17 protein-coding genes are annotated in these 19,336 nt (G+C 69.5%); 8 read left to right on the plus strand and 9 right to left on the minus strand.

Features of this window, described 5'->3' with window-relative positions; genetic code table 11:
* The first annotated feature begins 69 nt into the window (after nucleotides 1-69).
* Nucleotides 70-1,626, plus strand: a complete 1,557-nt coding sequence (thsA, locus tag I7X12_RS05470) for a thermosome subunit alpha (RefSeq protein ID WP_198062852.1) — start codon at nucleotides 70-72, stop codon at nucleotides 1,624-1,626.
* A 234-nt stretch (nucleotides 1,627-1,860) separates the two neighbouring features.
* Here thsA and I7X12_RS05475 read toward each other — a convergent pair whose 3' ends face one another.
* Nucleotides 1,861-2,400: a nicotinamide-nucleotide adenylyltransferase gene (locus I7X12_RS05475; RefSeq protein WP_198062853.1), complete on the minus strand. Its 540-nt coding sequence runs from the start codon at nucleotides 2,398-2,400 to the stop codon at nucleotides 1,861-1,863.
* A 415-nt stretch (nucleotides 2,401-2,815) separates the two neighbouring features.
* On the opposite strand from I7X12_RS05475, the gene lonB reads away from it, so the two are divergent.
* Nucleotides 2,816-4,969, plus strand: a complete 2,154-nt coding sequence (lonB, locus tag I7X12_RS05480) for an ATP-dependent protease LonB (RefSeq protein ID WP_198062854.1) — start codon at nucleotides 2,816-2,818, stop codon at nucleotides 4,967-4,969.
* A gap of 95 nt (nucleotides 4,970-5,064) precedes the next feature.
* Nucleotides 5,065-6,120: a CPBP family intramembrane glutamic endopeptidase gene (locus I7X12_RS20565; RefSeq protein ID WP_232343064.1), complete on the plus strand. Its 1,056-nt coding sequence runs from the start codon at nucleotides 5,065-5,067 to the stop codon at nucleotides 6,118-6,120.
* 680 nt (nucleotides 6,121-6,800) lie between these two features.
* Here the strand turns inward: I7X12_RS20565 and I7X12_RS05490 are convergent.
* From I7X12_RS05490 to I7X12_RS05505, 4 genes are all read right to left on the minus strand, one after another.
* Nucleotides 6,801-7,262, minus strand: a complete 462-nt coding sequence (locus tag I7X12_RS05490; RefSeq protein ID WP_198062855.1) for an MGMT family protein — start codon at nucleotides 7,260-7,262, stop codon at nucleotides 6,801-6,803.
* A gap of 96 nt (nucleotides 7,263-7,358) precedes the next feature.
* A complete protein-coding gene (locus I7X12_RS05495; RefSeq protein ID WP_232343066.1) occupies nucleotides 7,359-7,997 on the minus strand; it encodes an NUDIX hydrolase in 639 nt (212 codons plus the stop codon).
* 78 nt (nucleotides 7,998-8,075) lie between these two features.
* Nucleotides 8,076-8,534 carry a DUF7109 family protein gene (locus I7X12_RS05500; protein ID WP_198062856.1) on the minus strand — a complete coding sequence of 153 codons (459 nt, stop codon included), beginning with the start codon at nucleotides 8,532-8,534 and terminating at the stop codon, nucleotides 8,076-8,078.
* A 26-nt stretch (nucleotides 8,535-8,560) separates the two neighbouring features.
* Entirely contained in the window at nucleotides 8,561-8,911 is a 351-nt protein-coding gene (locus I7X12_RS05505) for a hypothetical protein (RefSeq protein ID WP_198062857.1), read from the minus strand.
* A gap of 483 nt (nucleotides 8,912-9,394) precedes the next feature.
* Here I7X12_RS05505 and I7X12_RS05510 point away from each other — a divergent pair, with 483 nt between their 5' ends.
* The 3 genes from I7X12_RS05510 (at nucleotide 9,395) to I7X12_RS05520 (ending at nucleotide 12,907) form a co-directional block, all read left to right on the plus strand.
* The gene (locus I7X12_RS05510) at nucleotides 9,395-9,931 is read left to right on the plus strand and encodes a bifunctional nuclease family protein (RefSeq protein ID WP_198062858.1); all 537 of its coding nucleotides are present in this window, start codon (nucleotides 9,395-9,397) and stop codon (nucleotides 9,929-9,931) included.
* 115 nt (nucleotides 9,932-10,046) lie between these two features.
* A complete protein-coding gene (locus I7X12_RS05515; protein WP_198062859.1) occupies nucleotides 10,047-10,250 on the plus strand; it encodes a hypothetical protein in 204 nt (67 codons plus the stop codon).
* Nucleotides 10,251-10,321: 71 nt separating this feature from the next.
* Nucleotides 10,322-12,907: an efflux RND transporter permease subunit gene (locus I7X12_RS05520; RefSeq protein ID WP_198062860.1), complete on the plus strand. Its 2,586-nt coding sequence runs from the start codon at nucleotides 10,322-10,324 to the stop codon at nucleotides 12,905-12,907.
* Nucleotides 12,908-13,200: 293 nt separating this feature from the next.
* On the opposite strand, the gene I7X12_RS05525 is transcribed toward I7X12_RS05520, so the two are convergent.
* The 4 genes from I7X12_RS05525 to I7X12_RS05540 form a co-directional block, all read right to left on the minus strand.
* Nucleotides 13,201-14,766 carry a (R)-citramalate synthase gene (locus I7X12_RS05525; RefSeq protein ID WP_198062861.1) on the minus strand — a complete coding sequence of 522 codons (1,566 nt, stop codon included), beginning with the start codon at nucleotides 14,764-14,766 and terminating at the stop codon, nucleotides 13,201-13,203.
* Between the two features lie 175 nt (nucleotides 14,767-14,941).
* The gene (locus tag I7X12_RS05530; protein ID WP_198062862.1) at nucleotides 14,942-15,295 is read right to left on the minus strand and encodes a DUF192 domain-containing protein; all 354 of its coding nucleotides are present in this window, start codon (nucleotides 15,293-15,295) and stop codon (nucleotides 14,942-14,944) included.
* 38 nt (nucleotides 15,296-15,333) lie between these two features.
* Complete coding sequence (locus I7X12_RS05535) at nucleotides 15,334-17,073, minus strand: methyl-accepting chemotaxis protein (protein ID WP_232343067.1); 1,740 nt, start codon at nucleotides 17,071-17,073, stop codon at nucleotides 15,334-15,336.
* 82 nt (nucleotides 17,074-17,155) lie between these two features.
* Nucleotides 17,156-18,079 (minus strand): hypothetical protein, encoded by a 924-nt coding sequence (locus tag I7X12_RS05540; RefSeq protein WP_198062863.1) that lies wholly within the window; start codon nucleotides 18,077-18,079, stop codon nucleotides 17,156-17,158.
* 88 nt (nucleotides 18,080-18,167) lie between these two features.
* On the opposite strand from I7X12_RS05540, the gene I7X12_RS05545 reads away from it, so the two are divergent.
* Together I7X12_RS05545 and I7X12_RS05550 are read left to right on the plus strand one after the other, a co-directional pair.
* Nucleotides 18,168-18,788: a DUF7097 family protein gene (locus tag I7X12_RS05545; RefSeq protein WP_198062864.1), complete on the plus strand. Its 621-nt coding sequence runs from the start codon at nucleotides 18,168-18,170 to the stop codon at nucleotides 18,786-18,788.
* A gap of 43 nt (nucleotides 18,789-18,831) precedes the next feature.
* A complete protein-coding gene (locus I7X12_RS05550) occupies nucleotides 18,832-19,329 on the plus strand; it encodes a hypothetical protein (protein WP_198062865.1) in 498 nt (165 codons plus the stop codon).
* The last annotated feature ends 7 nt before the right edge of the window (nucleotides 19,330-19,336 follow it).

The following is a 19,336-nucleotide window of genomic DNA, read 5'->3' on the forward strand; positions in this document are numbered from 1 at the left end:
GGAAAGTTTTATATAGAACCGCTAACGATGAATAGATGAACCTCAACCATGTCATCTGGCCAGCGACGCATGGGTGGACAGCCGATGTTCATCCTCAACGAGGACAGTGAACGCACGCAAGGGAAAGACGCCCAGAGCTCCAACATCACGGCCGGCAAGGCCGTCAGCGAGTCCGTACGGACCACACTCGGTCCGCGCGGCATGGACAAGATGCTCGTCTCCGACAGCGGCGACGTCGTCATCACGAACGACGGCGCGACCATCCTGGACGAGATGGACATCGAGCACCCGGCCGCCCAGATGATCTCCGAGGTCGCCGAGACCCAGGAGACCGAGGTCGGCGACGGGACGACCACCGCCGCGGTGCTCGCCGGCGAACTGCTCAGCCAGGCCGAGGACCTGCTCGACGACGACGTCCACCCGACGACCATCGTCGAGGGGTACTACGCGGCCCTCTCGATGGCCCACGAGGCCATCGACGAGATCAAGCTCGACGAGGAGCTCGACGACGACCTCCTCGAGACCGTCGCCCGCTCGTCGATGACCGGCAAGGGCACCGGCGACGTCTCCGCCGAGCGCCTCGCCGAGACCGTCGTCGACGCCGTCCGCCGCGTCGAGGACGACGCCGGCGTCGTCCGCGACAACATCACCGTCTACACCCAGACGGGCTCGTCGTCCTCGGCCACCCGTCTGGTCGACGGCGTCCTCATCGACGAGGAGCCGGTCCACGACAACATGCCGCGCTCGTTCGACGACCCGCAGATCGCCTTCGTCAACGACGACATCGAGGTCCGCGAGGCCTCCATCGACGCCGAGTACAACGTCTCCAGCGTCGACGATCTCAACACCGCCATCGAGGCCGAGGAGTCGGAACTGCGCGGCTACGCCGAGCACGTTCTCGACCTCGACGTCGACGTGCTGTTCGTCGACGGCGACGTCGCGGACCAGGTCGCCGCCATCCTCGCCAAGAACGACGTTGCCGCCTTCGAGGTCGGCGACGACGAGGGCGAGGAGCTCGCCCACGCCACCGGCCTCTCCCGCGCGGCGGGCGTCCAGGAGCTCGAAGCCGACGACCTGGGCTCTGCAGGTTCGCTCTCCGTCGAGAAGTTCGGTGACAACTACGTCACCTTCCTCGAGGACGGCGACGCGGGCCAGTCGGTCACCGTCTTCGCCCGCGGCGGCACCGAGCACGTCACCGACGAGCTCGAGCGCGTGCTCGGCGACGCGCTCGACGTCGTGACGGCCGCCCTCGACAAGGGCGGCGTCGTCCCCGGCGCCGGCGCCACCGAGATCGCCGTCGCCGACCACATCCGTAGCGAGGCCGCCAGCGTCGAGGGCCGCAAGCAGCTCGCCGTCGAGGCCTTCGCCGACGCCGTCGACGTCCTCCCGCGCACGCTCGCCGAGAACACGGGTATGGACCCCATCGACGCGCTCGTCGATCTGCGCGCCGAGTACGAGAGCGAGGGCATCGCCGGCATCATCTCCGAAGGCCAGACCGGCGTCATCGACGACCCCGTCGACCTGGGCGTCCTCGACCCCGTCGCCGTCAAGGACGAGGCCGTCGAGTCCGCCGCCGAGGCCGCCACGATGATCGTCCGCATCGACGACGTCATCTCCGCGAGCTAATCGGCCGATCCCCTACCACCGAAATTTTTCGCCGTCTCGACCGAGGAGCCGAGCGTCTCGCCCGTCCGTACGCGAGTCCCAATTTCTGCAGGTCCAGCTTCGACGGAGAGCCTACGTCGACCACGACGCGACCGAGGAGGAAGTCGAGCCGGTCGGACCGGAGATCGTCCCAGTGACGCGGTCGGGCCCGGCCACGGCCCGCGAAACCGAGGGCGGCCCTCGCCCGCTGCTCGCTCAGTCGTCTTCGTCGCTCGCCCAGCGCTCGGAGACGTCGTCCTTGGCGATCGTCCGGAGGCGCTGGACGCCGCCGAACTCGTCGATCACGGCGGCGACCACGTCGGGGACCCGATCCGCCCAGGTGTCGTCGGCGAGCATCCGGTCGCGGATGTCGCTGCCCTCCAGGCGGTCGCGGTCGAACATCGGGGAGTCGCGCACCTCGATGCCCCGTTCCTCGAACAGCTGCACCACGAGGGGGTTGTTCGAGTAGGCCACGTCGAAACTGGGGGACATGCTCTGGATGTGGCTGACCCAGACGGCGTTGCGGTCGATGTCCTCGATAGGGACGACGTATGTCGGGACGTCAACGTCCTGGACGGCCTTGCTCACCATCATCACGCGCTCGCCCGCGGTGAAGGGGTTGCGGACGGTGTGAGACACGTCCGCGCTCCCGATCCCGAGGACGAGTTCGTCCACCTCGTCGACGATGTGGTCGACCATCGCCCGGTGGCCGTCGTGGAACGGCTGGAAGCGCCCGATGTAGAACCCGCGCGTCATACGCCACCGTGTGCGGAGCGACCACATTAACCCCCGTCATCTACCCACGGCTCTAGCCGTGGGCTTGAGCGGTGGACTCCCCGTCTGCCGACAACGTGTCGTAGGTGGTGTACTCACCGTTCAGGGTGACTCGCCCGCCCGGACGGCGGGCCGTCTCCGGCCGACCGTCGGGGACGGACGGACGGTCGTCGCGCCTCGCGGCCGGCGGCCCCGAACCGGCGGCGACGCCCGCTCGACCGGCCCGCGTGGGAGTGCTAGACACGCCCTGTTTTTTCGGGACTGTTCGGTAGGAGCCGTGTACTCCGAGCCCACCGATACCACCCACGTCCGGCGATTTGAGCGTGTTATCGGGACGTGCTGTGGGAGAAAGTATATCAATAAACAGCCCTTGGCTTCTGATGTCAGAATCGTTTATATGAGTGAGAATATCGACACCGACGATCCGTCCGCCGACGACGCGGACGAGACCGAGGAGGTCGGCGTGGCCGACGAGACGCCGGACTCGACCCCCGACGAGCGGGGCGACGAGCCGGGGTCGCCGGGCGACGCCGAGAGCGGCGACGAGTCGGGCGTCGGCGAGTCCGGGGACGGCGGGTCCGCGGTCACCGTCGACGGCGACGACAGCCTGGGTAGCACCGTCGAGATCGACGCCGACGAGGCCGCCGTCGAGGACGCCGCCGAAGATCTGCTCGGCGGGCTCGACGTCGAGACCACCGCCGACATCGAGGTGCCCGACCGACTGGTCGACCAGGTCATCGGGCAGGACCACGCCCGCGACGTGGTGATGAAAGCGGCCAAACAGCGCCGTCACGTGATGATGATCGGCTCGCCCGGGACGGGCAAGTCGATGCTGGCCAAGGCGATGAGCCAGCTGCTCCCCAAAGAGGAGCTGCAGGACGTACTCGTCTACCACAACCCCGACGACGGCAACGAGCCGAAGATCCGCACCGTGCCGGCGGGGAAGGGCGAACAGATCGTGGACGCCCACAAGGAGGAGGCGCGCAAGCGCAACCAGATGCGGTCGTTCCTGATGTGGATCATCATCGCGATCATCATCGGGTACGCGCTGCTCATCCAGGGGTCGGTCCTGTTGGGCATCCTCGCGGCCGGGGTCGTCTACCTCGCGTTCCGCTACGGCTCGCGCGGCAACGACGCGATGATCCCGAACCTGCTGGTCAACAACGCCAACCAGCAGACCGCGCCGTTCGAGGACGCCACCGGCGCCCACGCGGGTGCGCTGCTGGGCGACGTCCGCCACGACCCGTTCCAGTCCGGCGGCATGGAGACGCCGAGCCACGACCGCGTCGAAGCCGGCGGCATCCACAAGGCCAACAAGGGCGTGCTGTTCGTCGACGAGATCAACACGCTCGACATCCGCTCCCAGCAGAAGCTGATGACGGCCATCCAGGAGGGCGAGTTCTCCATCACGGGCCAGTCCGAGCGCTCCTCGGGCGCGATGGTCCAGACCGAACCCGTCCCGACGGACTTCATCATGGTCGCCGCGGGGAACCTCGACGCCATGGAGAACATGCACCCCGCCCTGCGCTCGCGTATCAAGGGCTACGGGTACGAGGTGTACATGGACGACACTATCGAGGACGACGCCGAGATGCGGCGGAAGTACGCCCGCTTCGTCGCCCAGGAAGTCGAGAAAGACGGTCGTCTGCCCCACTTCGACGAGGAGGCCGTCGAAGAGGTCATCCTCGAGGCCCGTCGCCGTTCGGGCCGCAAGGGCCACCTCTCGCTGAAGCTCCGCGACCTCGGTGGGCTGGTCCGCGTCGCGGGCGACATCGCCCGCGCCGAGGACAAGGAGTTCACCGAACGGGGCGACGTGCTCCAGGCCAAGCGCCGGTCGCGCTCGATCGAGCAGCAGCTCGCGGACAACTACATCGAGCGCCGCAAGGACTACGAGCTCACCGTCAACGAGGGCGACGTGGTCGGTCGCGTCAACGGCCTCGCGGTCATGGGCGAGGACTCCGGGATCGTCCTCCCCGTCATGGCCGAGGTCACTCCCTCGCAGGGCGCCGGCGAAGTGATCGCCACCGGGCAACTGCAGGAGATGGCCGAGGAGGCCGTGCAGAACGTCTCGGCCATCATCAAGAAGTTCAGCGACGAGGACATCTCCGAGCAGGACGTCCACATCCAGTTCGTCCAGGCCGGCGAGGGCGGCGTCGACGGCGACTCCGCCTCTATCACGGTCGCGACCGCGGTCATCTCCGCGCTCGAAGACGTGCCCGTCGAGCAGAACCTCGCGATGACCGGCTCGCTGTCGGTCCGGGGCGACGTGCTCCCGGTCGGTGGCGTCACCCACAAGATCGAGGCCGCGGCCAAGTCCGGCCTCGACACGGTCATCATCCCCAAGGCGAACGAGCAGGACGTGATGATCGAAGACGAATTCAAAGACGAGATCGAGATCGTCCCCGTCCAGCACATCTCCGAGGTGCTGGAGGTCGCGCTGGCCGGCGAGCCCGAGAAGGACTCGCTGGTCGACCGCCTCAAGTCCATCACGGGCAAGGCGCTCGAGCAGCGCGAAGTCGGTCAGACCGGCGGCTCGCCGAGCCCGCAGTAGTCGCGGCACCTCGATCCGCACCGCGCCGTTCGAACCGCGAATTCGCTTTCTTCGGCTCCGAAACGACTTTCGACCGTCGAGTCTCAACTGAGGGTGTGACGCTACAGCCGGCCGTCGTCGGCGCGCCCCTCCAGACGTTGCCCGTCCCCGAGACGGATCTCGCGGGGTTCGCCTGGCTCGTCGCCGTCGTCCTGACTGGCTTTCTCATCCTCGCGCGGCTCTCCCAGGGCGTCGTCGACGGCGACGAGGGCGGCGACGAAGCCGACGGCCATAGAGAGGGCGACGATACGAACCCGAGACGGCCGCAGGCGCCGAGTCGGCCGGGGTTCGACGGTCGCGACCGCCGCCCGACGGACCGAACGACGGCCGACGGCGAGCACGATCCGGACGAAGACGCTCCGGGGTCGTCGTCGGTCGCGCACCCGCTGGCGCCCGACGGCGCACTGGAGTCGACCGAGGACGGGGGGCGGCCCGGAGCCGTCGATGGGGGCGTGGGGGAGCGACCGATCGAGCCCGCAGTCGCGCACAACGCCCGAGAGGACCCGGCGATGTCGCCCGGACTCCTGTTGCTGAACGTGGCGCTGACGCAGGGACTGTTCGGCGCGCTCCTCGCGGGCGGCGCCTGGTACTTCGGCGTCCCGCTGGACGTGCTGGGGGTCGGCGGCGACGCGCTCTCGACGGGACTGCCGGCGATCGCCGTCGGTGTCGGCTTCGGGGTCGTCCTCTGGGTCGGCAACGAACTCGCCTCGGGGCTGGCGGCGTCGTCGGGCGCCGACTACGACGAGGGACTGCGCGAGTTGCTCGCGCCGGAGGGCGTCCGCGGCTGGGGGCTACTCCTGGGGGCGACGCTACCGACCATCGCGGTCGTCGAGGAGTTCGTCTTCCGGGCGGCCGTGGTCGGCGCGGTGACACCGGTGGTGGGCACGTCACCGTGGGTCCTCGCGGTCGTCTCCTCGATCGCGTTCGCGCTCGGCCACGGCGCCCAGGGCCGCGTCGGCGTGCTCGTCACCGGCGGGCTGGGCATGGCGCTCGCGGCCGGGTTCGTCCTCACCGACAGCCTCCTCGTGGTGGTCGTCGCCCACTACCTCGTCAACGCGCTGGAGTTCCTCGCCCACGAAGGACTGGGGCTGCCCGACCCCGTCTGGTCGTGACCGATCGGTGAGCGGGCCAGGGTGAAGCCGCGTCCGCTCGCTTTTTTACCCCGTCTCACGGCCCTCTCGATGGTACCGAGCGTGTCATCTAACCGTTGTCGAGCGGTCGTTTCACGCCGCCAGGCGGCAGATCGTTCGCTCAGTACGCATGTCCACTTATCAGCTGTTTCGAGTGAACGAGTCGCGGAACGAAGTCGACCGATAGCAACCGCACTCGCTGGAGATAGCAGGCGATGAACGCCCTCGGCGCGCTCGCGGTCGCTGAACGAGATATTCTCGTTCACTGCGTTCACTCGAATAGTGCTCGCTCAGCCGACTTCGTTCGCTTCGCTCACCGCGAGCGCGTCTCGCCCGTTCAGTCCACCAGGAATTCCTTGCACAGCACCGAAGACGGCCACAACCCTCCCCAGCCGATTCGCTCGCTCCCTTCGGTCGCTCACTCATCCCTCGCACGGCGCCGGCTCGCGACCCTCGCAGTACTCGGGCACGCTCGCCAGCGCGCGCCACCGCAACTACTCACTACGTCACCTCTACCGAGCATCCGCACGCCGCAGGCGCGCGGTTCGACGCGGCGAGTGCGCGAAGCGCACGAGCCGCGCTTTTTCACCCATGTTTTTCGCTCGGGGGTTCCCGCAGCGACCGCAGGGAGCGAGGACACCCCCGAGCGAAAAAGATGGTCCCTAGAGCCCTTCGAGCGAGCGGAGGCGTTGCTCGACCTCCGCGGGGGCGGCGCTGGGACCGTCGCGAACGCGATGATCCGGGATCAGGAGCGGTGCGGGGTTGTCGGCCAGCGCCGACCGGGCGGTCCGGACGTCCTCCTCGTCGTCGGGGTCGCTGTCGGGCGTCATCCGGACGAGTTGCGCGACGCTCACCTGCTCGCCGTGGGGGATCTCCCGAACGGTCTCCAGCACCGCGCGTCGGTCGGTCGGGACCGTCAGCGCGACGGTCACGTCGGTGAAGTCGTCCTCGGCGCCGGCGAGGTACTCCTCGATCCGGTCGAGCAGCCCGTGGTCGGTCCCGGCGTTCTCGTCGGGCGCGTTCGGGAACGACAGCGAGAGTACCCGGCCCTGTGCCTCTCCGAACTGAACGTACCGGTCGAGGTACGACGACTCCCGCGCGTAGATCCCCGCCTCCTCGTTCATACCACCGTCTCCGTCCGGTCGGAACTTGAAGATTTGTTCCGCAGGCGGGGACGGCCAGTCGACGGTCGGTCCACACGTGGGTTCCGAGGGCGCCGATCACCCGGGCAGGTCGGCGTCGGCGTCGACGGTGTGGTCGGGTTCCGGCGGCAGTTCCCAGTCGGTCGTCAGTTCGAGCAGCTGGACGAGCATGTTGGCGGTCGCGCCCCAGACGGTGAACCCCCCGACGTGGAAGAAGTGCAGGCGGATCTCGCCGTAGTGGGGATGGTCGCGGCGCTCGCTCTCGTAGTTGTCGGCGTCGACGAGCCCGGCGACGGGAAGGACGGCCACTTCGGCGACTTCCTCGTCGTTCGGGAGATACTCGCGGTCGGCGACGCGAGCGACGAACGGACGGACGAGGTAATCGGTGATCGTCCGGATGTCGTCGAGACGCCCGACGATCTGAGCTTCCTCGGCGCGGAGGCCGACTTCCTCGCCGGCCTCTCGCAACGCGGTCGCGAGCAGGTCGGTGTCCTCGGGCTCGCGGCCGCCACCGGGGAAGCTCATCTGGCCGGGGTGGTCGCTGAGGTGGTCGGCGCGCTTGGTAAACAGGACGTGGTCGGCGCCGTCGCGGGTGACGACCGGCGCCAGGACCGCCGCCTCGCGCTCCTCGCCGGTGAGACGGTCGCTCCCGTCGGCTCGCGACCCGTCGGCCGGCAGGCCGACCGGGTCGCGCTCTCGCACCCGCGACAGGTCCATACGCGGAGCAACGGGGCGGGTGGTCTTAACTGACGGGTTACCTTCGAAGGAAGGACCCGACGCGGATCGAGCGCGAGCTCACACGTCGTCGAGTCGCTCGCGCAGCTCGGCGGTGTCGACGCCGGCCCAGCTTTCGAGGTCGTAACAGACTTCGACGAGCGCGTCGGCACGGTCGCCGTCGCCGGCCTTCGCGACTTCGACGGCCCGGGCGTCGAGCCGCTCTCGAGCGGCCGCCGCGGCGGTCTCGCGGTCGACCGACCGCGCCTCGACGTCCATGATGTGCGGGAGGTCCTCGGCGTGGTCGGGCAGCGTCGGGAAGGCCGTCGGTCCCGCGACGAGTAGCGTCGTTTCGTCGCGCTCGACCGGGACGAGGTGATAGCGCTCGACGGCCGCCTCGACGGCCGCGGCGACGGCGTCGGGGTCGGGCTCCTCGCCGCGCTTGTACGCCAACTCTTCGAGCGCGCGGTGGAGTTCCTCGCGGGTGAGCCCCCCGAAGAGGTCGACCACTCCCGCGAGTTCGTCGGCGACGAGACTCATACCCGGGGCCACGACGCCGGCCCATTTCAGCGTTCGCCTCCGCTCGTGTGACGGCGTTCGGTTCGGTGTGCGAGCTGAGCAGTGATCTCTGGTGAACGAGTCGCGAAACGAAGTCGAGCGACAGCGACCGCACTTTCTGACGACAGCAAGCGACGAAAGCCCTCGCCGCGCTCGCCTTGAAACGGATCGACCTCACGCGACAGCAAGCGACGAAAGCCCTCGACGCGCTCGTCTTGAAACGGATCGACCTCACGCGACAACAAGCGACGAAAGCCCTCGACGCGCTCGTCTTGAAACGGATCGACCTCACGCGACAGCAAGCGACGAAAGCCCTCGACGCGCTCGTCTTGAAACGGATCGACCTCACGCGACAGCAAGCGACGAAAGCCCTCGCCGCGCTCGCGGTCGCTGACCGGGATATCCGCGCTCTCCGCACCACCCGCGCGGATAGTGCCCGCTCAGGCGACTCACGGCGCGAGCGCGCCTCGCCCTTTCAATCCGCCAGGGGCCCCAACCGCTCCGCACAGCACCGTAGACAGCCACACACCTCCCCAGCCGATTGCGCTCCGCGCGCCTGCGGCGTGCGGTGCTCATCCCTCGCGCGGCTGTTTCGAGCGGTCCGCCAAGAGGCGGACACGCCCGACAGCACGCGCCACCGCAACCGCCGACCGCTCACTCCATTACCTCTACTGAGCATCCGCGCGCTGAAGGCGCGCGGTTCGACCGAGCGCGACCGGAGGGAGCGCTCGGCCTTTTTTACCCATCTTTTTTGCTCGGGGGTGCCCGCAGCGGCCTTCGGCCGCGAGGACACCCCCGAGTCAAAAAGATGGTTTTTGAGGGTCGCGCTCCAACGCTGTGACATGGCAACACACGAGGCCACGGTCGAGGGCGTCGGCGTCGGCGTCGGCGACGACGGCCCGGGCCACCCGGTCGTCCTCCTGCGCGTCCGCGAGGAACTGGTCCCCATCTTCGTCAGCGCCGACCAGGCCCAGTCGATGCAACACGCCCTGGACGGGACGCCCTTCGAGCGACCGCTCACCCACGATCTGTTCGTCGACATGGTCGCCGAGTTCGGCGCGGCTATCGATCGCATCCGCATCGACGACCTGGCCGACGGTACCTTCTACGCGAAGGTCGACACCGAGCAGTACGGCGACGAGGGGCGTTCGGAGATGGTCTTCGACGCTCGCCCCAGCGACGGCATCGCGCTCGCGCTCCGCGTCGATTGCCCGATCATCGTCTCCGACGAGGTGATCGACGAGGCCGGCCGCGACCCCGACGAACTCGGCTTCGTCGACGAGGAGGAGGCCCGCCGCGAACACGACATCGGCGAGGAAGGATTCGACTTCGGCGACGACGAGGACGACCCCGACTTCGGCGACGACGACCCGTTCTGAGACGGAGTATCGCGGGACAGTCCGGGATCGACGCACGCGGTCGTGCAGTCGACCCGGAAAGCGCTTGCAACAATCCGTATGAGGGGGTTTTCCGTCTCGAACCCCGAAGAGAGGTATGGGATCCGACGGCCTCATCGAACTCGACCAAGAGACGTGGGTCGTGCTGGCGAAGTACAACCTACTGTTGGCGACGCTGTTCGGTGTCCTCGCGCTCGTCTCGCGGACGATGCTCGACGGGAACCAGCCGATGCTCGTCGAGAACGGTGCCCTCGCCGTCCTCTTCGGCGCCGTCCAGACCTACGCCTGGCTGTCGGCGTGAGCGGGGCAGTACTCGGGACAGGGTCGCCCCTTCTGTAACAGTTATCGGCTCGCCGGTCGAACTCGGATCAGATGGACATCGCAGACCGGTACGCGCGCGTCGTGACCGAGCGGAGCCTGTTGGTCGTCGTCGTGTTGTTGCTCGCGACGGGCGCCGTGGGGGCCGGCGTGGGGTCGGTCGACACCGGTCTCACGATCGCGAGTTTCGCCAGCGACTCGACGGAGGCCCAGAAACTCGACTACGCCGAGACGAACTTCACGACCGCAGGCGAGAACACCACCGTCGCGCAGGTCGTCGTCCGCGGCGAGAACGTCCTCTCGAAGGCGTCGCTGGTCGAGACGCTACGCCTCCAGCGGACGTTCCGCGAGAACGCGACCGTCAACGCCTCGCTCGCGCCCGGCCAGTCGACCGCCGGGATCGAAAACCTCGTCGCGACGGCCGCGATCCGCGCCGAAGCCGCGAATGGGGGTGGCTCCGCTGCCGGTCGGGCCGGCACCCCGCCCGCGTCGCCGTCGCTCGACGCCCAGATCGAACAGCTAGAGGGGATGTCACCCGCGGAGGTCGAAGCGGTCGTCGCGCAGGTCCTCGACCCCGAGCGCCAGACCGCGGGGCCGGTCGACCCGTACACGCTACTGGCGACGAGCTACGAGGCGGGGGCGACGAGCGCCGACGGGCGGGTCACCTTCGTCTTCCAGAACGCGCCCGAGAGCGCCGACGGGCTACCCGAGTCGACGGTCGAAGGGCAACTGGCGATGGCGGCGCTGACCGACGAGGGGGTCACCTCGACCGACGCGTTCGTCTTCGGGCCGGCGGTCGTCGACGAGCGGTCGGGCCAGGCCACCGGCGAGAGCTTCGCGCTCATCTCGCCGGTCGCACTGCTGCTCATCCTGATCGTCCTCGGCGTCGCCTACCGCGACATCGTCGACGTGCTGCTCGGACTGGTCGGCGTCGCGCTCGTGCTCGTCTGGATGGGCGGGTTCATGGGCTGGGCGGGCATCGGCGTCACGCAGATCCTCATCGCCGTCCCGTTCCTGCTCATCGGCCTCTCGATCGACTACGCGTTGCACGTCGTGATGCGCTATCGGGAGGCCCAGGCCGACGATCCGGATCGGACGCCTCGGGAGGCGATGCGCGTCGGGCTGGCCGGCGTCGTCGTCGCCATCGGTGCGGCGACGTTCACGACGGCCGTCGGGTTCAGCGCCAACGCCGTCAGCCCGCTGCAGTCGATCCGGGAGTTCGGCATCACCAGCGCCGCGGGCATCGTCTCGGCGTTCGTCGTCTTCGGCGCGCTCTTGCCCGCACTCAAGCTGCTGACCGAGCGCGCGTTCGGTCGGGTGGGTCTGGCGCGCCAGCGACGCGCGTTCGGTCGCGAAGGTCGCGTCGGCGAGGTGCTGCGCGTCGGCGCGACCGTGGCCCGGCGCGCGCCCGTCGCGGTCGTCCTCGTCGCGCTGCTGGTCAGTGCCGGGGGCGGCTACGCCGCGACGAACATCGACACCTCCATCGACCAGGTCGACTTCCTGCCGCGGGACTCCCCCGAGTGGATGGACTCGGTGCCCGAACCGTTCCGGCCGGGCGACTACGCCGTCCGCGAGCAGGCGATCTACCTCAACGAGCAGTTCGTCCGCTCGCAGGACCGCTCGGAGGCGGTCTTCCTCGTCGAGGGACCGGTGACCGACCCCGACACGCTCGAACGGCTCGCCGCCGGCCGCGACCGGCTCGCGAACGCCACGACGCCGGTCACGCTGGCGAACGACGAACAGCGGGTCGCCGGGCCGCTGGAGACGATCCGGGCGGTCGCCGAGCGGAACGAGACGGTCGCCGCACAGTTGGACGCCAGCGACGGGAACGGCGACGGCGTGCCCGACCGCGACCTCGCCGCGCTGTACGACGCGGTGTACGCCGCCGCGCCGACGGAAGCCAGCGCCACCGTCTATCGCGAGGGCGGCGAGTACCGCGCGCTCCGGACGACCGTCGCGATCCGCGGCGGCGCCGACACCGGCGTCGTCACCGAGGAGATGCGCGCGGTCGCCGACACCGTCGAGTCGGGCAGCGCGCTGACGGTGACGGCGACGGGGACGCCGATCGTGCAGGAACTCGTCCAGCGGGGGCTGCTCCGGACGCTCGTCGAGGGATTCCTCATCACGCTGGGCGTCATCACGCTGTTCCTGACCGGCATCTTCCGGGCGCGCTACGGCGCGGCGTCGCTGGGGGCGGTGGTCGTCGTCCCGGTCGTGTTCGCGCTCGCGTGGCTCGTCGGGACGATGTACCTGCTGGGTATCTCGTTCAACACCGAGACGGCCATCATCGCCAGCATCGCCATCGGCCTGGGCGTCGACTACGCCATCCACGTCGGCGAGCGGTTCGTCCACGAACGGGAGACCGCCGGTTCGTCGGAAGCGGCGCTCGACCGCACCCTCCGGGGGACCGGCGGCGCCCTGCTGGCCAGCGCGGTCACGACCGCCAGCGGCTTCGGCGTCCTCCTGCTCGCCTTGGTCCCCTCGCTCCAGCGGTTCGGCCTCGTGACGAGCCTCGCAATCGCCTACTCGTTCGTCGCGAGCGTGCTCGTCCTCCCGAGTCTGCTCGTGCTCTGGGACCGCTACACCGAGGGGTCGGCGGACGTGGGTGAGGGCGAGGAAGCGGTCGCGGCCGCGGACTGAGCGGTTGCGGTGCGGTGGCGATGGCTGAGCGGTTGCGGTAGCATCCGGCGCGGAGCGCCGGTTCACCGGACGCGAGCGACCGTAGGGAGCGAGCCGTCCGGCAGTCTCGTGAGAGTAGCGAACGAGACCTCGTCAGAGCTTGCTCTGACGGTGTTTTTCCCCACGTTTTTGTGGTAGCGGGGGACCGGAGGTCCCTCGGACCATGCGAACGGCGCGAAGCGCCGTGAGCAGACGGAGGATCCCCGCAGCGCGCCGGAGGCGTGCGAGGGGCTCTCCGCCGCAAAAAGTGGGTTTTAGTCGTCAGCGATGACCCGGTCGTCGCTGGTGGCGACGAGGCGGTCGATGGCGTCGACCATCGCCTCGACCGAGGCGCGGGTGATGTCGGAGTCGCTGGCGGTGACGGTCACGTAGTCGTCGCCGCGGGACATCTCCACCTCGACGGTGACGATGGCGTCCGTGCCGCCGGTGATGGCGTCGACGTGGTAGGACTCGAGATGGGTATCGAACGAATGCCCGAGCGCCGCCTGGACGGCGTTGATCGCGGCGTCGACGGGGCCGGATCCGATCTCGGCCTCGGTGCGCTCCTCGCCGTCGACGACGAGGGTGACCGTCGCGGTCGGCGTCGCGCCGCCAGCGACGGTGGTGAGTTCGGTGATCTCGACCCGCCGGTCGTGCTCGCTGTCGGTCACGTCCTCGGCGATGGTCAACAGATCGGCGTCGGTGACGCGCTTGCCGCGGTCGCCGATCTCCTTGACGCGGGCGACGATCTGCGAGAGTTCCTCGTCGGTCACCTCGAAGTCCTTCTCCTCGAGGGCGGCCTGCACGCCGGCGCGGCCGGCGTGCTTGCCGAGGGCGAGCCGGCGCTCGCGGCCCACCTTCTCGGGCGGGTAGGGCTCGTACATCGCGTCGTCTTTGAGCGTGCCGTCGGTGTGGATGCCCGACTCATGGGTGAAAGTGTTCTGCCCGACGACCGCCTTGTTCGGCGGCAGCGGGATGCCCGTCGCGTTGGCGACGAGTTCGGCCAGGTCGTAGGCCTCGGTGAGTTCGAGCGTCTCGACGCCGTAGCCGTGCGAGAGGGCGATCGCCACCTCCTCGATTGCGACGTTGCCCGCCCGCTCGCCGATACCGTTGACGGTCCCGTGGACCACGTCGGCGCCGGCGGCGATCGAGGTCAGGGCGTTCATCACTGCCAGTCCGAGGTCGTCGTGGGTGTGAGCGCTCACCGGCCCGAGTTCGGACAGGCGCGAGACCGCTTCGAGGGCGCCGTCGGGGGTAGCGTGGCCCACCGTGTCGGCCCAGCAGATGCGGTCGGCGCCCGCGTCCAGGGAGGCGCCCAGGAGTTCTTCGAGGTAGTCGAGATCCGCCCGGGAGCCGTCCTCGCCGATGACCTCGACCCACAGGCCCTGGTCTTTGGCGTACTCGACGAGTTCGACGGTGTCGCGGACGTTGTCCTCGCGGGTCGTGCCCACCTTGTCGGTGATGTGGCGGTCGCTCGCGGGGACGACGAGGTTGATGCCGTCCACGTCACACTCCAGCGCGAGGTCGATATCGCGCTGGATGCCGCGACAGAAACTGGTGACCGTCGCGTCCAGATCGAGTTCGGCGACGCGGGAGATTGTCTCCCGTTCGCCGGGGCCGGTGCAGGCGCTGCCGGCCTCGATGAACCCGACGTCGGCGCGGTCGAGCGCGCGTGCGATCCGGGCCTTCTCGTCCGGCGTCAGGGAGATACCCGGGGCTTGCTCGCCGTCGCGCAGCGTCGTGTCGAGAAACTGTACGTCTCCGACGTCAGAGAGGTGAGTCGTCTCGGGATGGTCGCCGAATAGCGTGGTCCCTTCGCGCTCACCGGAGCCGTCACACATGACGGAGAATTTCGCGGCCAGCCGCCGTGAGGCGACTTCCTCTATCCTCCGTGTCGGTATAGTCCGACATCGTACTCCAAGGTGAAGCGAGCGCCCCTAATTAAACCGTCGGGTTCGGCGTCGAGGGCCGCGATCCGTGGGGGCGCCGGCGGTCGCGTCCGTCTCCGGCGGCCGCTCACTCCCCGTCGAGGTAGACTCGGTCGCCGGCTTCGACGCCGGCGGCGGCGCCGCCGGGGAGTTCGACGAACCGATCGGCCTTGGCGACGCCGGTGCCGCGCCACGGGCGGAGCGTCTTCACCTGGACGACCTCCTCGTCGCGCAGCCACACCACGTCCAGCGGCGTGCGGACGAACAGCATGTGTACGTCCCGGTAGCTCGTCCGGCCGAAGTCGAACACGAGGGCGTACCCCTCGGGCAGCGAGGACTTGCCCATCAGCCCCTTGACCTTCTGCAGTAGCGAGTCCGCCCGCTCTACGTCCGTCGCGAGGGTGCGGGCGTCGCCGTCGGCCGGCTCGTGGACGAGGCGCATGGCTCCATGCTGGTGAGAGGGGGACAAAACCGTTGCCCTCAGTCGTCGGTCGCGGCCGCCGAGGCGCGGCCGTCGGTCGCGAGCGTCGCGGTCCCGTCGCTCGCGCCGTCGGGCAGGCTGAAGCGATCGAGCGCTGCTCGGAGGTCGTCGGCGCGGTCGGCGACCGACCGCACGTCGGCCGTGACCGTCGAGACGGAGGCGGTCTGTTGCTCGGCCGCCGCGGCGACCGACTCGGCCTCCTCGCGAGTCTGTTCGCTGATGGTCGCCACCTCGTCGACGACGGCGACGACGTCCTGGGTCGTCTCGGCCTGCTGGTCGGTCGCCGCGCTGATCTCGCGGACGCTGTCGTCGAGTTCGTCCACGTCGGCGACGATCTCCTCGAAGTCCGCGAGCGCGCCCTCGATCGTGGCGACGCTGTCGCCCACCTCGCCGCGCATCTCCCGGACGGTCGCGGCCGTCTCGGCCGATTCGCGCCGGAGTTCCTCGACGAGGTCGCCCACCTCCTCTGCGGCGTCGCGGGTCTCCTCGGCCAGTCCCTTCACCTCGTCGGCGACGACCGCGAAGCCGTCGCCCGCGTCGCTCCCGCTCCCGCCCCCGTCGCCGCCGGCGCGGGCGGCCTCGATGCTCGCGTTCAGCGCCAGCATGTTCGTCTCCTCGGCGATCCCGTCGATGAACGAGACGATCTCGTCGACGTCGGCCATGCGGTCGGCCAACCCCTCGACGGCGTCGGCGGTCCGTTCGATCCGCCCCTCCAGATCGTCGAGTGCCGCGATGGCGTCGGTCGCGGCGTCACGCCCGGACCGGCCGCGCTCGGCGGTGGTCCCCGCGGTGTCGGCCACTTCGTCGGCCGAAGCGGCGATCTGTTCGACCGTCGCCGAGAGGTCGTTCAGCCGCTCTGCGACCGACCGGACCTGCTCGCTCTGGCGGGTCGCGCCCGCGGAGATTTCCCCGGTCGAGGTCGCGACCTCGTCGCTGGCCCGGTCGAGTTCGTCCATACTCGCGGCCACGTCGTCGCTGGCCGCCGAGACCTCGTCGGCGAACGCGCGCACGTCACCGACCGTCGCCCCCAGCGTCTCGACCAGCCGGTTGTAGTTCTCGCAGATCTCTCGGTACTGTGCGTCGTCGCCGGCGATGTCGTCGGCGTCGAGCCGTGCGGTCAGGTCGCCGTCGGCGGCGCGGTCGGCCGCGTCCCCGAACGCCGCGACCAGCGTCTCCAGCCGCTCGGAGCGCCGTTCCAGATCGGCGGTCATCGACTCCAGTTCGGCGGTGTGCTCGCGGAGGTTGTCGGCCATCCGCGAGAGCGACTCCCCGAAGGCGCCGGGCACCTGCTCGTCGAGGACGGGTGCGTCGAACTCCTGTTCGGCCAGCGCGTCCGCCTGCGCCGCGACGAGCTCGATGTGGGAACTCATCTCGGCGAACGAGCGCGTCAGACTCCCGACCTCCGAGGGGTCGTCGCTCCGTGGCACCGGCACGTCGACCTCGCCGTCGGCGATCCGGTCGGCCGCTGCCTCCAGTCGCCGGACGGGGACCACCACGTCCTCGCGCGTGATCCACACCGTGTTCGCGAGCGCCAGCGCCGCCCCGACGAACAGGACCGCACTCAGCGCCACCCTGGCGACCCCCGTCGTCACGAACGGGACGAGCGCCTGCGAGACCGATATCAGAAATTGAATCCCGGCCGCCGCGAGGACCGTCCGCTGGACCGACCGGTCGACCCCCATGGTCGTTATCCACCGTCGTATGAACTGTTTGTACCACGCCACAGCGCGATCGTACATGTGCGATCGGTCGATCAGCGGGCGTATAAAAGCGGCAACCAAGTTTCAGCATCTGAGAACGCGAGGTGGTCCGCCGCGGCGGTCACGAGGCCCGGTCGACGACCGCCGCTTCGAACTCGACGATCTCCGGGCTCGTGATCCCGACGCCGACGATGCCGTCGGCGCCGGTTCGGTACCGGGGCTCGGCTGCGCCGACCGCCGTCACGGTCACGTTCGCCGGCGCGCCGTCGCGAGTCACCCGGACGGTCATCTCGCCGTCGGCCACGCTGCCGCCCGTCGAGAGCGCGTAGCGGACCGGCGAATCGCCGGTCTCGGGCTCGAACTCGCTCGACCCGACCTCGTAGGAGCTATCGGGGTGCGGTCGCGGGTTCGGCCGCGGCGTCGCCCCGGGCGGCCGGTCGTCGAGGTCGATCTCGACGCCGTACGCCGAGCTATCGGCGTTCCTGACGGTGTGTGCCCTGAATTGTTCCGCGTAGACGTCCTCGACGACGGTACCGTCGTCCAGAGTCACGGTCACGTCGCGGACGACCAGCGCGTACTCGTCGACGGCCGACCGCGGGACCGAGAACGCGCCCAGCGACCGCGAGCCGTTCAGGTCCGCGAGGTCGACCGTCAGCCCGCCGTAGCGGAGACAGTCCAGATCGTGGTCCAGGTCGGGAGTGGGGGTCGGCGTCCCGAAGCCGCCGCCCGAGCCGAAGTCGCCGTCGCAGTGGTAGACGTTGGTCTCTGCGAACGCGACCGCCATCGTGGCGTTCGCCGACGCGACCCCCTCGGGGAGCTCGCCCGCGCGGACGACGTACTCGACGGTCGTGGTCTCGCCGCCGAGCGCCGGCGTCGGCGTCCCGCGGTCGGGCGTCGCGGTCGTCGGCGTGTCCGTCGTCGAGGGGCGGTCCGGCGCGGGCGTGTCGGTCGGTTCCGGCGTCTCCGCGTCGGCCCCGGGGCCACCGAGACAGCCCGCGAACGCGACGAACAGTGCCAGCCCGACCGCGACGATGCGCGCGTCCATGCCTGCCGATCGAGAGGGGACCGGCACAAATCTTCTGCTCGTGTCGACGGCTCGAAAATCTCTAACGGCTCGCCGCCCTGGCCGGACCATGGAGAAGACGCCTTCCGGCACGTCGGTCGGCGTGGACGACCCCTACGCGCACGTCGACCGGTGCGACCACTGCACCGACGGGGGCCGATGCCGGTTCGCCGTCGAACAGGGCGAGCGCGACCCCGAGTTCGCGAACGCGCGCAGCCGCGAGGAGTTCCGCTGTCCGGTCGTGGGTGCGCTCGACGAGGAGGGGCTGACCGGCCCCTGGGAGTGGGCCGACTGCCCGCACTTCCGCTGTCGCAACAGGGACCGGGAATGCGAACGCTGCGGCCTCGAAGAGCACCGAATGGCCCACGACGACGAGCGACCGCTGCTGGAGGAACACCACCTCTCGTATCGCTCGGGGTCCGGCGACGAGGACGATCCGAGCCACGAGATTTCCGTCTTCCTCTGTCGGTGGTGTCACGCGAAGGTTCACGACTCGTGGGCGAGCGTCGACGAGGACGCCAATCCCGACCCCGAAGCCATCGCGGAGCGCGAGGGGCGACGCTCCCGCGAGCAGTCCGAGCTCGGCTTCCAGTCCGCGGCCGACCGGTTCGACGTCGACGGGAGCCAGGCGGGTGTCGACGACGGCGGCGAGGGGGCGTCGGACGACGGCGCGGACCAGTTCGAGCGCTGACACGCGGAGCGCTTATTTCTCTGCCGCCACCAGTGTCGATAGGATGGCCCTCCGCGAGTACACCGACGACGAGTACGAACGGCTCCAGCGGAGCGAACGCGAACTCACCGGCAATCGCGAGCGGGCGGACGTGACGGACGTGGCCGTCGTCGACGACACGGCCACGCTCACCCTCGGGTTCGAGTGGACGTCCGAATCGGACTCGGTCAGTTACGACCTCGACGACGCCCGGGACGTGATGGAGCTGAAGGCGGTCGCGGCCGACGCGGGCTACGAGTACGACCAGCTGTTCCACCTCGAGGGCGAGACGATCCCGGTCGTCTACCTCGAGAACGGCTGGGTGCCGGCGGCAGCGCTCCCCGGCGGCGGCCCGGGCACCGCGGACGAACCTACCCAGCAGGGCCCTTCGCTCGTCGACAGCGCCTACCGCCGGCTCAGCGAGCGAGTGGACGACATCACGGCCCGGTCGGTCGTCCTCGGGGTCATCGTCACCAAGAAACTCCTCATCGTCTCCGCGCTCGTCTATCTCCTCGTCACCTGACCGTCGG

This window comes from Halosimplex litoreum (genome assembly GCF_016065055.1).
GTDB lineage: Archaea > Halobacteriota > Halobacteria > Halobacteriales > Haloarculaceae > Halosimplex > Halosimplex litoreum.